The sequence below is a fragment of the Vibrio sp. vnigr-6D03 genome, assembly GCF_002835515.1.
Taxonomy (GTDB): domain Bacteria; phylum Pseudomonadota; class Gammaproteobacteria; order Enterobacterales; family Vibrionaceae; genus Vibrio; species Vibrio penaeicida.
Genome location: NZ_PIZL01000019.1, coordinates 23,579 through 38,678, shown reverse-complemented (window position 1 = coordinate 38,678; position 15,100 = coordinate 23,579). Strand labels below are relative to the sequence as shown.

The 15,100-nt window shown below is 44.4% G+C and carries 16 protein-coding genes; 8 read left to right on the top strand and 8 right to left on the bottom strand.

Features of this window, described 5'->3' with window-relative positions; genetic code table 11:
* Nucleotides 1-297 precede the first annotated feature (297 nt).
* The 4 genes from csdA to CW749_RS15355 all read right to left on the bottom strand — a co-directional run bounded on the left by csdA (nt 298) and on the right by CW749_RS15355 (nt 3,870).
* Complete coding sequence (gene csdA / locus CW749_RS15370; protein WP_101113153.1) at nt 298-1,503, bottom strand: cysteine desulfurase CsdA; 1,206 nt, start codon at nt 1,501-1,503, stop codon at nt 298-300.
* A 3-nt stretch (nt 1,504-1,506) separates the two neighbouring features.
* The gene (locus tag CW749_RS15365) at nt 1,507-2,103 is read right to left on the bottom strand and encodes a DJ-1 family glyoxalase III (RefSeq protein ID WP_101113152.1); all 597 of its coding nucleotides are present in this window, start codon (nt 2,101-2,103) and stop codon (nt 1,507-1,509) included.
* Nucleotides 2,100-2,993 carry a 2-dehydropantoate 2-reductase gene (gene panE / locus CW749_RS15360; RefSeq protein ID WP_101113151.1) on the bottom strand — a complete coding sequence of 298 codons (894 nt, stop codon included), beginning with the start codon at nt 2,991-2,993 and terminating at the stop codon, nt 2,100-2,102. The genes CW749_RS15365 and panE overlap by 4 nt, the downstream gene beginning before the upstream one ends.
* A 118-nt stretch (nt 2,994-3,111) precedes the next feature.
* Nucleotides 3,112-3,870 (bottom strand): outer membrane protein OmpK, encoded by a 759-nt coding sequence (locus tag CW749_RS15355; RefSeq protein ID WP_101113150.1) that lies wholly within the window; start codon nt 3,868-3,870, stop codon nt 3,112-3,114.
* A gap of 384 nt (nt 3,871-4,254) precedes the next feature.
* On the opposite strand from CW749_RS15355, the gene CW749_RS15350 reads away from it, so the two are divergent.
* The 3 genes from CW749_RS15350 (at nt 4,255) to CW749_RS15340 (ending at nt 6,330) form a co-directional block, all read left to right on the top strand.
* Nucleotides 4,255-4,845, top strand: coding sequence for an LON peptidase substrate-binding domain-containing protein (locus CW749_RS15350; RefSeq protein WP_101113149.1), 591 nt, complete (start codon nt 4,255-4,257; stop codon nt 4,843-4,845).
* A 232-nt stretch (nt 4,846-5,077) separates the two neighbouring features.
* Nucleotides 5,078-5,611, top strand: coding sequence for a sigma-70 family RNA polymerase sigma factor (locus CW749_RS15345; RefSeq protein ID WP_167404723.1), 534 nt, complete (start codon nt 5,078-5,080; stop codon nt 5,609-5,611).
* Nucleotides 5,608-6,330, top strand: coding sequence for a ChrR family anti-sigma-E factor (locus CW749_RS15340; protein ID WP_101113147.1), 723 nt, complete (start codon nt 5,608-5,610; stop codon nt 6,328-6,330). Before CW749_RS15345 ends, CW749_RS15340 begins: the two co-directional genes overlap by 4 nt.
* A 75-nt stretch (nt 6,331-6,405) precedes the next feature.
* Here the strand turns inward: CW749_RS15340 and CW749_RS15335 are convergent, their stop codons facing one another.
* Genes CW749_RS15335 through CW749_RS15320 form a run of 4 tightly spaced genes read right to left on the bottom strand, consistent with a single transcriptional unit; the run spans nt 6,406 to nt 10,138 of the window.
* Nucleotides 6,406-7,788, bottom strand: a complete 1,383-nt coding sequence (locus CW749_RS15335) for an MFS transporter (RefSeq protein WP_101113146.1) — start codon at nt 7,786-7,788, stop codon at nt 6,406-6,408.
* A 60-nt stretch (nt 7,789-7,848) separates the two neighbouring features.
* Nucleotides 7,849-8,391 carry a peptidylprolyl isomerase gene (locus CW749_RS15330; RefSeq protein ID WP_101113145.1) on the bottom strand — a complete coding sequence of 181 codons (543 nt, stop codon included), beginning with the start codon at nt 8,389-8,391 and terminating at the stop codon, nt 7,849-7,851.
* Nucleotides 8,391-8,963 (bottom strand): YajG family lipoprotein, encoded by a 573-nt coding sequence (locus CW749_RS15325; RefSeq protein ID WP_101113144.1) that lies wholly within the window; start codon nt 8,961-8,963, stop codon nt 8,391-8,393. Before CW749_RS15325 ends, CW749_RS15330 begins: the two co-directional genes overlap by 1 nt.
* Nucleotides 8,964-9,001: 38 nt before the next feature.
* Nucleotides 9,002-10,138, bottom strand: a complete 1,137-nt coding sequence (locus CW749_RS15320; protein ID WP_101113143.1) for a methyltransferase — start codon at nt 10,136-10,138, stop codon at nt 9,002-9,004.
* Between the two features lie 238 nt (nt 10,139-10,376).
* Here CW749_RS15320 and CW749_RS15315 point away from each other — a divergent pair, with 238 nt between their 5' ends.
* The 5 genes from CW749_RS15315 (at nt 10,377) to CW749_RS15295 (ending at nt 15,100) form a co-directional block, all read left to right on the top strand.
* Nucleotides 10,377-10,691 carry a BolA/IbaG family iron-sulfur metabolism protein gene (locus CW749_RS15315; RefSeq protein ID WP_101113142.1) on the top strand — a complete coding sequence of 105 codons (315 nt, stop codon included), beginning with the start codon at nt 10,377-10,379 and terminating at the stop codon, nt 10,689-10,691.
* 410 nt (nt 10,692-11,101) lie between these two features.
* Entirely contained in the window at nt 11,102-12,442 is a 1,341-nt protein-coding gene (locus CW749_RS15310) for a Na(+)-translocating NADH-quinone reductase subunit A (RefSeq protein ID WP_101113141.1), read from the top strand.
* 3 nt (nt 12,443-12,445) lie between these two features.
* Nucleotides 12,446-13,690 carry an NADH:ubiquinone reductase (Na(+)-transporting) subunit B gene (locus tag CW749_RS15305; RefSeq protein ID WP_101113140.1) on the top strand — a complete coding sequence of 415 codons (1,245 nt, stop codon included), beginning with the start codon at nt 12,446-12,448 and terminating at the stop codon, nt 13,688-13,690.
* Nucleotides 13,680-14,468, top strand: coding sequence for a Na(+)-translocating NADH-quinone reductase subunit C (locus tag CW749_RS15300; protein WP_101113139.1), 789 nt, complete (start codon nt 13,680-13,682; stop codon nt 14,466-14,468). Before CW749_RS15305 ends, CW749_RS15300 begins: the two co-directional genes overlap by 11 nt.
* Nucleotides 14,468-15,100 carry an NADH:ubiquinone reductase (Na(+)-transporting) subunit D gene (locus CW749_RS15295; RefSeq protein WP_101113138.1) on the top strand — a complete coding sequence of 211 codons (633 nt, stop codon included), beginning with the start codon at nt 14,468-14,470 and terminating at the stop codon, nt 15,098-15,100. The genes CW749_RS15300 and CW749_RS15295 overlap by 1 nt, the downstream gene beginning before the upstream one ends.

The window sequence follows — 15,100 nt, the reverse complement described above, 5'->3', positions numbered from 1 at the left end:
TTTCTTTTGTGGTGGAGACTAGGGTCTGTTGACCTTTCGAGATGATTTTTGCAGCAATTTGTGGGTGATTTATACAAGGCAGAGCTTATTCGGTGTAGTCGCTCTACATCAATGAGCGATAACGCAGTAGAAATAAGCCACAAATGCTGCCCGAAGGGTTCAACTAGGCGTCCCCGCTCTATACCTTTTACTCTTTGTTGCAAGGTATTTGCTTAGAATGACTAGGCGTCACACCTTGCGTCGCGATTAAAAGGCATAGAATTCGAACAAAATTTAACCGCAAAAGATCAACAGACCCTAAAGAATGTCTAACGCTTTTTCTACCGCTTTCACCAGCTTCTCTACATCTTCTTCCGTGTTGTAAATCCCGAACGAGACTCTTACGGTTCCTGTTACTCCCAAAGCATCCATGAGTGGATGAGCACAATGGTGCCCAGCTCTTACTGCTATTCCTTGCTGATCAAGAAGGGTGGCAATGTCTTGGTGGTGAATGCCATCGGCAACAAAAGTCAGCACACTCGCATTAGGCTGATAGCCGAGTAGTGAAATGTCTTCCATCTGTTCCAGTTTGTTAGCCGTTAGTCTTTGCAGCTGATGAATGTGCGATTCTATGTCCTCAAGAGAGAACGAGCGATACCATCTGATGGCGGTGCTTAACGCAATCGCTCCGGCAACGTTTGGTGTGCCAGCCTCAAACTTTCCGGGAAGCTCGGAAAATGTCGTTCCGGTGAAGCTCACACGCTCGACCATCTTCCCACCGCCATGCCATGGCGGCATTGCTTGCAGTAAATCAAGCTTGCCGTACAACACCCCAATTCCTGCTGGCGCATATAATTTGTGACCGGAAAACACATAAAAATCGGCATCCAGCGCTTTGATGTCTACGGATTCATGAACAATGCCCTGAGCGCCATCAATGACAATGACCGCGCCGACTTGCCGGCTGAGCTTGATGATCTCTTCAATAGGTTGCCGATACCCTGTTACATTCGTCACATGAGCAACGGCCACGATTTTCACATTGCGAGATAAGCGAGACTCAAATGCCGCCATATCGAGCTCACCAGATGGCGTCATGGGAATTTTGACGATACTTGCGCCCGTCTGCTCTGCCACAATTTGCCAAGGAACAATGTTCGCGTGATGCTCCATTTCGCCGATCAGAATTTCGTCACCTGCTTGAAGTGTGCTTCGAGCATAAGTTTGAGCGATTAAGTTCAACGCTTCCGTTGCACCTCGAGTCCAAATTACCTCTTTTGGTTGCGCACCGATAAAATCGGCAACAGTCTCTCTGGCTTCTTCAAAAAGAGAAGTGGCATTGGCGGTTAAGGAGTGGCTACCGCGATGTACATTTGCATTTTGCTGGCTGTAATATTTTTGAATCGCATCTATCACGACTTGAGGTTTCTGAGTGGTCGCAGCGCTATCAAGATAAACCAAAGGGGTCTCGTTGACATCTTGTGCCAGCGCAGGAAACTGTGAGCGTACGTCGGTTAAAGGCATTCTTTACTTACCCATTTCATGGTAGTGAAGGTTAGGTAACGTCACCATTGGCTCAGCCACCTTCCATGCGTGTGGTTTACCCGAAAGCTGGATGACAATTTCCATCGCAAACTCCAATGCACTGCCTGGTCCTTGGCTGGTAATCAGTTTGTGATTGATATCGGTGACGACTCGTTTCACACGCCATTGCGACTCTGGGATCTTATCCTCGAAGTTTGGATGACAGGTCATGATGGCTTTAGGGTAAAGATCGTGCGCTTGTAAAACGAGAGCAGGGCTTGCGCATATCGCAGCCATCCAGCGAGCATCGTACATATGCTGCTTCAAGATCTCTATGAGTAACGTGCTGTCCCTAAAAACTTCTGCGCCCGGTACACCACCTGGCAGTGCAATGACATCAAATTGCTCATCGGCAACATCCACCAACCGACAATCGGCTGTTAGTGTGACACCACGGGAGGCTTTCATGGTGAGCGCTCCTTCAGGATCGACACTTGCAACCGTCACGTCATAACCAGCACGAACCATAATATCAATGATGGTTACGGCTTCCATTTCCTCTGTACCTGCAGCGATAGGGACCAGTATTTTATGGCTCATGATGAAATCCAGCTTTTTTCAATGTTTAAAACGGCGTCCAGTAATGCTTGATTAGCAGGAACTGGAATATGATGGCGAGCGGCAACTCGAATGACGTAGCCAGTGATAAATTCTATCTCAGTTTTCCGTTGGTGAAATACATCTTGCTGCATTGAAGAATGATTTTTAGCCGTGGCGTGAATTACGGTACTGACTTTTTCTCTCAATACCTCAAAGTTTGCCTCTAAACCTTCGCGGAGCATAACAGAAACAACTTCTTGTGTGACTTCATCCAGCACTGTGTTGAACTTTGGTTCGGAAAGGTTTCCATTCAAGCATTGATGAATACCTGTTAATGGGTTGATGGCGCAGTTGATGGCTAACTTATCCCAAAGGGCTTGACGGATATTGGGATTCCACTTTACTTCAGGAAGGGCGTGATTCAGCACCTCTTCTAAGAACTCACATTTCTCACCCTTTGAATTGAAACCGCCTATCTGAGTTTGACCTACTCCTGTGTGTATTACTTGATCAACATTCGGCTTGTAAGCGGCTTGAGTCGTAGTACCGACAACAACAGGAAAAGAGGCAATATCGGATTTCAACGTGTCAACAGCCCCCATTCCATTGTGAAGAAACAACAATATGGTGTCTGGATGTAGGTGCGACAAAATGGGGAGCAAGGCTGTTTGTACTTGCCATGCTTTCACTGTGACCAAAACGACATCACAATGTTTTAAGGCATTCAGGTTATTGGTTTCAAAGGTAACTGGTGGGGTATCGCCAAGCGACAGATCTCTTTGGGTATCTTTGTTATTACGTGTCCACAGGGAAACGTGATGTCCTGCTGTTGCCAGCGACGCCGCCCAAAGTGATCCAATTGCACCTGGACCTAATATGACGATATTCAAACCTAGAAGCCTTATCAGAAACGATTGGAGCAAGGATAGCGACAGGAATGAAAGATGCAATATAAAGTCGAAACAAAAATGGCGCTTCAATAGCGCCACTTTTTTATATAGCTACTTGTTAGAATTTGTAGCTTAAACGATAGATCACGATGTCTTGGTAATCTTTACGTGCCAGTTTGTTCACTGTGTAACGGTAAAGAACGCCTGCAGACCAATCTTGATGGAAGTTCCACATAGCGTTTACGCTACCATTCAAACCTGTTTTACCACCGTTGATATCAGCGTACGCTTCTTGACGACCGAATTCGTATTCACCCCAAGTTGAAAACGTGAAGTTTTGACCAGCAAGATCGGTGTTGTAGAAACCAACCCAGCCAACCATTCCGCCGTTTGCACCGCTGATGCCGCCTTCGGTGTTAACTTGATGAGCACCAATAAATGGAGTGAACCCCCAGTTATCGCCTTTTAACGCTGTGTAGCCTAAGCCAGCAACACGGTTCTGCTCGTGAAGTGTTGGGCTGATGTCTTTATCTGTGTTGTACACTTGTGCATAAAGACTGACGCCAGTGTCTGCTAGGTTGTAATGGATTGTACCTTTAAGGGATGCACCACGGTTGTCTTGACCACGGTCAACACCTTCGTAGTCGTAAAACCCGTAGATTTGGCCCCAATCAAATACCGCACCACCTTCGATGCCGATGACGGCTTGGTTGCGTTCATGGATTTCCTGACCAAAGTTAGAAGCATCATTGCCGATACCGTGATCCCACTTTTGGTAATCAAGGTACGCGCTACCAAAACCAAATAGATATTCTGCTTGTGCTGGAACAGCGATAGCTGCAGATGCAAGGCTTAGAGCTAAAATTGACTTATGCATTAGGTTCTTCTCTCATATAAACGATTGGTGTAGGGCTCAATCCATAAACCTTAAATCCTTCGCCGCGCATTCTATATTTTCATCTCTCATTTGGAAGTGAAAAATACCGCAAATAGAAAGCAATTGAGTGACTAAGATCACGTAACTGAACATAATTAGGAACTCTGTCAATTGGGTGCAATAGTAATCAGGGTTTTACTAATGACAAAGTTGTTAATTTGAGAAAAACGTTTTCGTTCTTACTTTCAACAGCGTTAGGAGATTAGATATTTCCGGGCTGAAACATCGGTGGTTACTGCATTCGTGCGGTAAATGAATAATGATTGTGATCGCGATTACTGGCGCGCTCGTAAATCCTGAACATAAAGACAAAGGAAAATGAGCATGTCATTAATTACCAAATTGTTTCCTCTGAGTTCGGTTGTTTTACCTGAGGGGAAAATGAACTTGAGAATATTCGAACCCCGTTATAAAAGACTGGTGAAAGAGTGTTGCCAACAGAATGAGGGATTTGGAATTTGCCTCATGTCCGACGGTGATGAGTCTTCCCCACACAATGTTTCTCAAATCGGTACGCTTGTTGAGATCGTGGACTTTGAAACGTTAGAAGACGGTTTGTTAGGGATTACTGTGTATGGAAAGCAAAGAATTCGCGTAAAAAGGGTCTGGTCTGAGAAGGATGGGTTGAGAGTAGGGGAGATTGAACACCTTCCTAACTGGCAAACAGCGGAGTTTGTTGAGGATACAAAGCATGTTTCGCAACAACTCAGGCATGTCTACAGTCAGTTCCCACAAGTTAAAAACCTGTATGAACAATGTTTTTTCGATGATGCAACGTGGGTAAGTCAACGTTGGCTTGAGCTGCTTCCGATAAACCAAACGAAATTCGATCTTTTGGTTTCCCAAGAATCTTGCAGCGCTACGTTGGACTTTTTATCTGAAGCAATAGATAGCAAGCCACTAGCTCGAGACTAGAGAATTAAGCTTTAGTCTTTTTAAATCCATCTCTTTTGCCTGCTTTTCATTTTAAAGTGATCGATAATCCTGCGTGTTCGTATATGCTTTCTACAGGAATAAAAACTATTTTCCGGTGCTGGGACAAGTCTCAGCTCGATGTTAAGGAACTATCATGAGCAAGACGCTAGAAGCAGGCTCTGAATGTAAGTCAAAAGCTAAAGGAATCGACCGAGCGCATTGGTCGGCTTGCATGGCACGAATTCAGAATGGAGACAAAGAGGCATACGCTGAAGTGTTTCGATTTTTCTCGCCAAGACTTAGAACATTCGTCATCAAGCACGTGAGTAACGAGCATGTGGCAGTTGAGATTATCCAAGACACAATGGCAATGGTATGGCAAAAAAGTCATCTTTTTGATCCCGATAAAAGCTCGCTTTCAACTTGGATCTATACGATTGCGAGAAACTTAAGCTTTGATTTATTACGAAAACAAAAAGGCAAAGAGCTTCATGTACATTCTGAAGACATTTGGGCAAGCGACTATTGCCCGCCGGATCTTGTAGAGCATTATTCCCCGGAACAAAATATGTTAAAAGAACAGGTCGTCCGTTTTTTGGACACTCTGCCGCAGAGTCAAAAAGACGTAGTTAAAGCGGTTTACCTAGATGAGCTTCCACATCAACAAGTCGCTGACATGTTTGATATTCCTTTAGGGACAGTAAAATCGCGGTTGCGACTAGCTGTAGAGAAGTTACGGCATTCAATGAAGGGAGATGCATTATGAGTTATCACCCAGAGTTCGAGCTGATTCGCGCCTACGTAGATGGCACTATTGACCCTTGCCACGGCATTATGGTGGCAGCGCACTTAGAAACATGCAGTCAATGTAGACAAACCGTTCAAAGGTTAGAGGCTGAAGCGGCTAATGATATGTTTGAAGCGCACAGTGCTGCAGATAAGGCAAGCTTCGCTGAAGAGCATGGCATCGCCGAAGAAAAAAACGCACCTAGTCTAGATTTGGAATCAATGCTCTCAACCATAGTTGACATGAAACAGCTCAAGCCAACTTCTCATGCAGAAGAAACCCCTTCCGTGCATATTGAGTTAAATGGGAAGAAGTTTGTGTTACCTAAGGCGTTGAGAAATCAGGTGTCACGCATTGGTGAGTGGCGCAGTTACGGCGGCAAGGTGTACAGCGCTGCAATTGAGCTTGAAGAAAACGACGCGAGAATGAACCTACTTTACATCAAGGAAGGGGTTCAAGTTCCTCAGCACACACATAAAGGCGTCGAAACTACGTTAGTTCTTCATGGCAGTTTTAGTGACGAGGATGGAAAATATGCTGAAGGAGACATCATGTCTCGCGATGCATCAGTGAAGCATGCTCCGCAAACGTCGGGAAATCAGGACTGTTTGTGTCTGACTGTTTTGACAGAACCGATGATATTCACTCAAGGTGTGGCACGAGTCTTCAACTTGTTTGGACGAGGCATGTACCCTTAAGGTGTGTTTGTTCCAGTTAAATGAATAGAAAACGAAAAGAGGCTCTAATACGAGCCTCTTTTTTACGTCTGAAATTTATTTAACCAAAGGAGAATCTTCCATTTCTTCTTTTTCAGATTCTTTTTTGGCTTTTGCCAGCAAGTTTGTGAAGTGGTGTCTTAGAGAGTAAAGCATAATCAAGCTTGGAATCACCATCAACGAAGTAACAATGAAGAAGGTTGACCAATCGTCCAAGAAATCCACAAGCTCCCCACTGAAAGACGCCAAGGTCGTTCTTCCGAAATTACCCAGTGAAGCGAGCAACGCGTATTGAGTTGCAGAGAACGCTTGACCTGTCATCGCGGTTAGGAAGGACACAAACGCGACGGTAGAAAACGCCGTTGTGAAGTTATCGACAACAATGGTTGCGAAGAACAGTGTTTCACTCGGTCCTACTTTGGCTATCCAAGCAAACATCAAGTTACTTGCCGCCATAGCAATACCACCAATCATTAAGCCGCGAACAATGCCAAACTTCACATTCACCATACTTCCGATGATGGTAAAGAGAATGGTAAAGCCCCAACCAATCAATTTGGAGTAGTAGCCAATTTGTTCATTGCTAAAGCCGACTTCCTTATAAAACGTAATCGACATACGCCCCAAGAAGGCTTCACCGATTTTGAAAAGGAATACGAATAAAAGCAGAGTGACGGCAACTTGCACACCGTTGCGTTTGAAGAAGTCATAAAACGGTTCAATAACGGTTACTGTAAACCATGCAGCGACCGGAGACCCGACGACTTCAGAGTGGCGCTCCTCGGCTTGTTTCTGAAGGGCTTCACGTTGGGTTTGTGGCTCGCCTACTAACAACGTGAATAGGATTAGCACACCTACAATGATAGCCATTCCATAAAACACACCGTTCCAGCCAATGCTGTCGGCATTGATAAAGGCTAAGTACCCAGGAAGAGAATAACCAGTCCACCAACCTACGACTGCCATAGCGGAAGCTTGAGGGAGTTTATTGGATTGAGATTTTGGGAAAGTATCAATACGGTAAGCATCAATGGCGATGTCTTGTGTTGCAGACGCTATCGCAATACCGAAGGCAATCATCGATGTAAACATCAAGTTGGTTGCTGGATCGACTCCTGCAATAAACAGAGTGCAAATCAAAATAAGACATTGACACAAAAGTATCCAACTGCGCCTTTGACCTAACAAAGAGTGAAGAATGGGTAATTTTACGCGGTCGACTAAAGGTGCCCATAAAAAGTTAATAGCGTAAACCGCGAAAATAGAACCAAAGTAACCAATTGCAGCGCGTGTTAGCCCTGCATCTTTGAGCCAACCGGACATGTTAGAGCCGATGAGTACCCAAGGAAAGCCGCTGGAGCAGCCAAGCATAAAGACCCAGAGCAAGCGTTTATCAAGGTAACTTCGGATAGTTTCTGTCCAAGTCATATTGCTTGACATAGAACACTCCTTGTATGAAAAGCGAAAGAAAACGCTGGCGGTTTGCCAGCGTTAGTTTTGTTATTTTTGTAGAGTTACTTTTTTAATAACGATAGGTTTTACTGGAATATCTTGCATTCTACCCATGGACTTGGTTGGTTTGGTGGCCATTTGCTGAACCACATCAAATCCTTTTGTCACTTTTCCAAAGACGGCGTAGCCTGGATTGGAAGATGAGTAGTTCAGAAAGTCATTGTTTTGCAAGTTAATAAAGAACTGGCGTGTTGCAGAATGAGGGTTAGATGTGCGCGCCATTGCGATAGTCGCAGTGTCGTTTTTCAAACCATTGCTGGCTTCATTCTTTATTGCATCATAAGTGGGCAGGCGACCCATTTTTTCATCAAACCCACCGCCTTGAGCCATAAAACCAGCAATTACGCGATGAAATTGAGTACCTTCATAGCTGCCATCTTCGATGTAGCGAAGAAAGTTTTTGACTGTGACAGGGGCTTTTTCTTCATTTAATTCCACTGTGAATGAGCCAAGTGTTGTTTCAAATACAACGTTTTGAGCCCAAGTTGGTAGTGAGAAAAGACATACCAAAGATAAAATCAGGCTGCGCATTAGAATCTCTCCTTCATGTAGTTTAGAAGTTCTTTGTCGTTAGCGATTTCAGCAAGCACTAAGTCGACTACATCATTTAGTACCAATTCAACGTCGTCATTAGACGCAGATAAAGTGCCTGTTTTCGTCGCTGTACCGTTGTAAGACTTAACGAGCTTACCGCGTGGTGTTTCAGCAGTGACCTGAAGCGTTACTTTGGCGTCCAACTCGTTTTCCATTAATGTGTTTGAAACATTGACTAAAGCTTCTTGAACTTCAAGGCTAAGTGTATTGTTGCTATTCGCTACCATTTGGAAACCTTGAGAGACCAATTGCTGGTACATCGCAGTTTCAATGGCGATACGCAGATTTTGCTTCGTATGGATAGGTTGTGTCGTGCGACGACCGCTGTTGACCAACGCGACATACTGAGAAGTTCGTATATCACGGCTTTCTAGAGAGAAAGACTGCCCATTCACCAATTTCACGCTGCTCAAGGTGGGTGTCGGTGTGAGGTTTATTTGTTCTTCTTTCTGTGGAGAAGCGCAAGCTGCTAAAAGTGTCACAGATGCAGCAAGTATCAATTTTCTCATGACGAGTTCCTTAATTAAACATTCTCGCAGGACGTTTTCTATTTTTTAGTGGCTTGTAATATAACAAATTTACGGTTCGATGCGACGAGCTTAACCTGCGATTTTCCAAATAAGCGTTCAAGTTTTATATCGTAGCCTAGGTGACGGTTACCAATAACAAATAAATCCCCTCCACTACTAAGAACATGCTTTGCATCACAGAACATCTGCCACGCAATGTGGTCTGTAACGGCTTGTTGTTGATGGAACGGGGGGTTGCATAACACTAAGTAAGTACTCTCTTTTTCAAATCCATCAAGGCAATTATTGGCTATGCACTGGATATTGCGATCTTCCCCCAGAGTTTCTGTGAGATTACGCTTAGCCGATTCCACAGCCATGTAGCTTTCGTCTACACAGGTAATATTTGCTTGGGGGTTTAACTGTCCTGCTTTAACAGAAAGAACGCCATTGCCACAACCAAGATCGAGAATGTGCTCTAGCTTAGGGTTCTGAGGAATGTGCTCAAGCATAAAGCGCGCACCTAAATCGAGCGCTTCTCCGGAATAGACATTAGCGAGGTTGGTTAGAGAAAAGTTTTCACCGTCCACTTCCCATTTAGTTTCAGGTTCTGCCTTATGGCTGACGGGAGAGTTCGGTGTCGAGAATACAAGGCGGTGCTTTTTCCACGCAAGAGAGGTCGTTGTAGTACCAAGGTGTTTTTCAAACAGCTTTAATGTGGATGTGTGTATTTCTTTAACTTTGTTCACTGCCACTATTTTGCAGTGCGAAGGTAACACCGATCGCAATTGGTTGAGCTGATACGTTAAAAATCGATTAATTTTGGGGATCTGCATGAGTACTAAGTCGACATCGGTAGGGATGCATTCCAAGCTGGTTAGAAAGTCGACTTTATTGCATTGATTCCGTTGCAGATTTTTCAGTGTTCCTCGATGCGATACAAACGAGTCCGTCATCATCGTGACGTGATGTTTTTCTGAAAACCAGCAAGATAAAGCCCCAAAGTTATCGTTCAGAATAAGGATTTTTTTTCCGTCTGAAACTTTAAGCTCGTTCTCAACGTAATTAATAAGGTATTCGTCACCCGCATTCCATGCCTGAAGTGTTTCTTGTGCTCGTTTGGGAAAGCGTTGTAGCGTTAAAGTGCGACCGTCGATGTGTAGCTCGGTATTCATTGTGCTTGGTTTCTTATGGGCTAAGAGCGCATTGTCGCAGAAAGCGGCAAATTCTAGAAATGAAAATAAATACAATTCGCTTGGATGCGTAGAAAGGGGGCTCGCTACCAAGGGCTTATTCTTCAAAAGCCATCTTGAGTGGTTATCTGACCTTAGAATGTTGTGATATTGATAACAAGGACATAGCGGGCGATCGTCAGTAAGGTATAATCAAACAAAAATTGAGCAAGGAAGAAATATGATTCATGAAATCATTGAAGAAAAATTGCGCAGTGCGTTTGAACCAAAGCACTTAGAAGTTCTTAATGAAAGTTACATGCATAACGTCCCCAAAGGCTCTGAAAGTCACTTTAAAGTGATCATCGTTAGCCAAGCGTTTGAAAACTTGAGACTGGTTGCTCGTCACCGCAAAGTTAATGGCGTATTGATAGAAGAATTAGAAAATCACATACACGCTCTCTCTATTCATACCTATACTGAATCAGAATGGTTGCAACAAACGGATGGTGCTCCAGAGAGCCCAATGTGTTTGGGTGGAAGCAAACTGGGGTGATTTTAAGGCGGCGTGGCTGCCTTTTTTGTGCAATTACTCGTTTAGTGAATGAATATTAAAGAAGTGAATTGTTAAAAAAACATATAAATAAAAATGAATGGCTTAAGTCTAAATATTTTTATGAAATATTAACATTTGTGCGACAGTTCAAACTTATTCACTTTGGTTAGCTAATCTATAACCAACATACAAAAAATTACAGATTTATCCAATGCATGGTCATGGCATCACCTTCACAAAAGATGCTAGACTATCGCACCTGATAAAACTCGCTATTTTTTGTGACGAGTTAATTAAGAGGATGTTGCGATTTTGACCAGGGTGTCAGGTCAAAACCGGACACAAAATGTCGTGTCTAACTTTTACGCAATTAAAAGAATCTTTTTCCCGATAAAGTAGTGCAAGTGCGTATGATTACAATAAATAAGGGCTTGGATATTCCAATTTCTGGAGTTCCATCCCAGGTGATAAGTGATGGCAAGTCCATCAATAAAGTCGCCTTGCTTGGCGAAGAGTACGTTGGAATGCGTCCTACGATGCATGTTCGCGTAGGCGATGAAGTGAAGAAAGGTCAGGCTCTTTTTGAAGACAAAAAGAACCCAGGCGTGTTATTTACTTCTCCAGCAAGTGGTAAAGTCATTGAAGTTAACCGAGGCGCAAAGCGCGTTCTTCAATCTGTAGTGATTGAAGTTTCTGGTGACGAGAAAGTGACTTTTGACAGTTACACAGCCGATAAATTAGTGAGCCTTGAACGTGAAGCGATCAAAACTCAACTGGTTAATTCTGGCGCGTGGACTGCACTCCGTACTCGTCCGTTCAGCAAGGTTCCCGCGATCGAGTCTTCAACTCAAGCTATCTTTGTAACCGCTATGGATACCAACCCATTGTCGGCAGATGCTGGAGTGATCATTAACGAGCAGTCTGATGCTTTTACTGCCGGTTTGGACGTTCTTTCTCGTCTAACGGATGGCAAAGTATTAGTGTGTAAGAATGGCGAAAGCCTTCCTCGCTCATCTCAATCAAATGTTGAAGAACATGTATTTGATGGACCACACCCTGCTGGGCTTGTTGGTACACACATGCATTTCCTTTACCCAGTTAACGAAGAATACGTTGCTTGGAGCATCAACTATCAAGATGTGATTTCAATCGGTCATCTCTTCCTTACTGGTGAAGTCTATTCAGACCGTGTTGTTTCTCTGGCAGGTCCAGTGGTAAACAACCCTCGTCTAGTACGTACAACAATGGGTGCAAACTTAGATCAGCTTACCGATGGTGAGATGATGCCTGGTGATGTACGTATTATTTCTGGTTCTGTACTAGCTGGTACTCAAGCGAAAGGTCCTCATGCCTTCCTTGGTCGTTACCACCTTCAAGTGTCTGCACTTCGTGAAGGCTATGAAAAAGAGCTATTTGGCTGGGCGATGCCTGGTAAGAACAAATACTCTATTACTCGTGCATATTTTGGTCACCTGTTCTCAGGGCGTCTGTTTAACATGACAACAACGACCAACGGTAGTGATCGTTCTATGGTGCCAATCGGTAACTATGAGAAGGTATTACCACTGGATATGGAACCAACTCTGCTGCTTCGTGACCTATGTGCCGGCGATACTGATAGTGCTCAGTCACTCGGTGCGCTTGAGCTGGACGAAGAAGATTTAGCACTGTGTACGTTTGTGTGCCCAGGTAAATATGATTACGGCGAGTTGCTTCGTGAATGTCTAGACAAGATCGAGAAGGAAGGTTAAGTCATGGCCCTAAAGAAGTTTCTTGAAGATATAGAGCACCATTTTGAACCTGGTGGCAAACATGAAAAATGGTTTGCACTGTACGAAGCTGTAGCAACAGTATTCTATACACCTGGTTTGGTGACAAAACGTGGTTCACACGTTCGTGATAGCGTTGACTTAAAACGCATCATGATCATGGTTTGGTTTGCGACGTTCCCAGCAATTTTCTGGGGTATGTACAACGCAGGTAACCAAGCAGTTATGGGTCTTAACCATCTTTACCAAGGTGCAGAACTAGCGAATGTTGTCGCTGGCAACTGGCACTATTGGCTGACAGAGATGATTGCCGGTCCAGTTTCCGTTGAAGCCGGGTGGGGAACCAAGATGATTCTTGGTGCAACCTATTTCCTACCGATTTACCTAACAGTCTTTGTGGTAGGTGGCTTCTGGGAAGTTCTGTTCTGTATGGTTCGTAAGCACGAAGTAAACGAAGGCTTCTTTGTTACTTCAATCTTGTTTGCGTTGATCGTTCCACCAACACTTCCTCTTTGGCAAGCAGCTCTAGGTATTACCTTTGGTGTTGTAGTTGCGAAAGAAATCTTTGGTGGTACAGGTCGTAACTTCCTTAACCCAGCGCTTGCTGGTCGTGCGTTCCTATTCTTTGCATACCCAGCACAAATCTCTGGTGATGTAGTTTGGACTGCGGCGGATGGTTTCTCTGGTGCGACTGCTCTTAGCCAATGGGCTCAAGGCGGTAACGGTGCGCTAGTGAACACGATCACAGGTGATGCAATCACTTGGATGGATGCTTTCCTAGGTAATATCCCAGGCTCTATCGGTGAAGTGTCGACTCTGGCGCTTATGATAGGTGCTGCGTTTATTGTTTATATCGGTGTTGCCTCGTGGCGAATCATCATTGGTGTGCTTTTAGGTATGGTGGCGACGTCATTCCTGTTCAACGTCATTGGTTCAGACACTAACTCATTGTTCAGCATGCCGTGGCATTGGCACCTAGTTTTGGGTGGTTTTGCATTTGGTATGTTCTTCATGGCAACCGACCCAGTATCTGCTTCCTTTACGAATAAAGGTAAGTGGGCATACGGTGCACTGATTGGTGCAATGTGTGTGATGATTCGTGTGGTTAACCCAGCTTACCCAGAAGGTATGATGCTGGCGATTCTATTTGCGAACCTATTCGCACCTCTGTTCGACCACGTCGTGATCGAGAAGAACATCAAGCGGAGAAAAGCACGTTATGGCAAGTAGTAACGATAGCATTAAAAAGACGCTGGGTGTTGTTGTCGGATTGAGCTTGGTTTGTTCAATCGTCGTATCAACAGCAGCCGTAGGTCTACGTGGTCAACAGAAGGCAAATGCTGTTCTGGATAAGCAAAGCAAGATTGTTGAAGTTGCGGGCTACCAAGCCAGCAGCCCAGCTGAAGTTCGTGAACTGTTTGGTGAAAAAATCGAACCTCGCTTGGTTGATTTCAACACGGGTGAATACGTTCAGGAAACTGAAGACGGTTTAACTGCTTCAAATTACGATCAGCGTAAAGCCTCTAAAGATCTTTCTCAGTCGATCAAACTGACGTCTGAAGACGACAAAGCAAAGATCCTTCGTCGTGCAAACTTAGGAACGGTTTACCTAGTTAAAGATGGCGGTGACTTTTCTAAAGTTATAATCCCTGTCCATGGAACTGGTCTATGGTCAATGATGTACGCATTCGTTGCTGTTGAAACAGACGGTAATACAGTGTCGGGTATTACTTACTACGAGCAAGGTGAAACTCCTGGTCTTGGTGGTGAGGTTGAAAACCCAACTTGGCGTGCACAGTGGGTAGGTAAGAAACTATTCGACGAAAACCACCAGCCAGCAATCAAGGTTGTTAAAGGTGGCGCACCAGCCGGTTCTGAGCACGGTGTTGATGGTCTATCTGGCGCAACACTAACTGGTAACGGTGTTCAGGGTACATTCGACTTCTGGCTGGGTGAGAAGGGCTTTGGTCCATTCCTAGCTAAAGTTCGTGACGGAGGTCTGAACTAATGTCTAGTGCAAAAGATATTAAAAAGAGTGTCTTAGCGCCAGTATTGGATAATAACCCAATCGCGCTTCAGGTACTTGGTGTGTGTTCTGCACTAGCAGTAACCACCAAACTAGAAACAGCGTTTGTAATGACACTTGCGGTTATTTTTGTAACGGCACTGTCAAACTTCTTTGTTTCTCTGATCCGTAACCACATTCCAAACAGTGTTCGTATTATCGTACAGATGGCGATCATTGCTTCCTTGGTAATCGTGGTAGACCAAATCCTAAAAGCTTACTTATACGATATCTCTAAGCAGCTATCTGTATTCGTTGGTCTGATCATTACAAACTGTATCGTAATGGGTCGTGCAGAAGCATTTGCTATGAAATCTGCACCTCTACCGTCTTTAATTGATGGTATTGGTAACGGTCTTGGCTACGGTTTTGTACTGATTACAGTTGGTTTCTTCCGCGAGCTATTTGGTAGCGGCAAGCTATTTGGTATGGAAGTACTTCCGCTGGTAAGTAATGGCGGTTGGTACCAACCAAACGGTCTAATGCTTCTGGCACCATCTGCATTCTTCTTGATCGGTTTCCTAATCTGGGCGATCCGTGTGTTCAAGCCAGAACAAGTAGAAGCGAAGGAGTAA

Coding starts and splice junctions, on each gene's coding strand:
- CW749_RS15320 (WP_101113143.1), bottom strand. CDS start 10,138: ATGAATACCGAGCTACACATCGACGGTCGCACTTTAACGCTACAACGC.
- CW749_RS15315 (WP_101113142.1), top strand. CDS start 10,377: ATGATTCATGAAATCATTGAAGAAAAATTGCGCAGTGCGTTTGAACCA.
- CW749_RS15330 (WP_101113145.1), bottom strand. CDS start 8,391: ATGCGCAGCCTGATTTTATCTTTGGTATGTCTTTTCTCACTACCAACT.
- CW749_RS15365 (WP_101113152.1), bottom strand. CDS start 2,103: ATGAGCCATAAAATACTGGTCCCTATCGCTGCAGGTACAGAGGAAATG.
- CW749_RS15300 (WP_101113139.1), top strand. CDS start 13,680: ATGGCAAGTAGTAACGATAGCATTAAAAAGACGCTGGGTGTTGTTGTC.
- CW749_RS15310 (WP_101113141.1), top strand. CDS start 11,102: ATGATTACAATAAATAAGGGCTTGGATATTCCAATTTCTGGAGTTCCA.
- CW749_RS15340 (WP_101113147.1), top strand. CDS start 5,608: ATGAGTTATCACCCAGAGTTCGAGCTGATTCGCGCCTACGTAGATGGC.
- CW749_RS15345 (WP_167404723.1), top strand. CDS start 5,078: ATGGCACGAATTCAGAATGGAGACAAAGAGGCATACGCTGAAGTGTTT.
- csdA (WP_101113153.1), bottom strand. CDS start 1,503: ATGCCTTTAACCGACGTACGCTCACAGTTTCCTGCGCTGGCACAAGAT.
- CW749_RS15295 (WP_101113138.1), top strand. CDS start 14,468: ATGTCTAGTGCAAAAGATATTAAAAAGAGTGTCTTAGCGCCAGTATTG.
- CW749_RS15325 (WP_101113144.1), bottom strand. CDS start 8,963: ATGAGAAAATTGATACTTGCTGCATCTGTGACACTTTTAGCAGCTTGC.
- CW749_RS15305 (WP_101113140.1), top strand. CDS start 12,446: ATGGCCCTAAAGAAGTTTCTTGAAGATATAGAGCACCATTTTGAACCT.
- CW749_RS15355 (WP_101113150.1), bottom strand. CDS start 3,870: ATGCATAAGTCAATTTTAGCTCTAAGCCTTGCATCTGCAGCTATCGCT.
- CW749_RS15350 (WP_101113149.1), top strand. CDS start 4,255: ATGTCATTAATTACCAAATTGTTTCCTCTGAGTTCGGTTGTTTTACCT.
- CW749_RS15335 (WP_101113146.1), bottom strand. CDS start 7,788: ATGTCAAGCAATATGACTTGGACAGAAACTATCCGAAGTTACCTTGAT.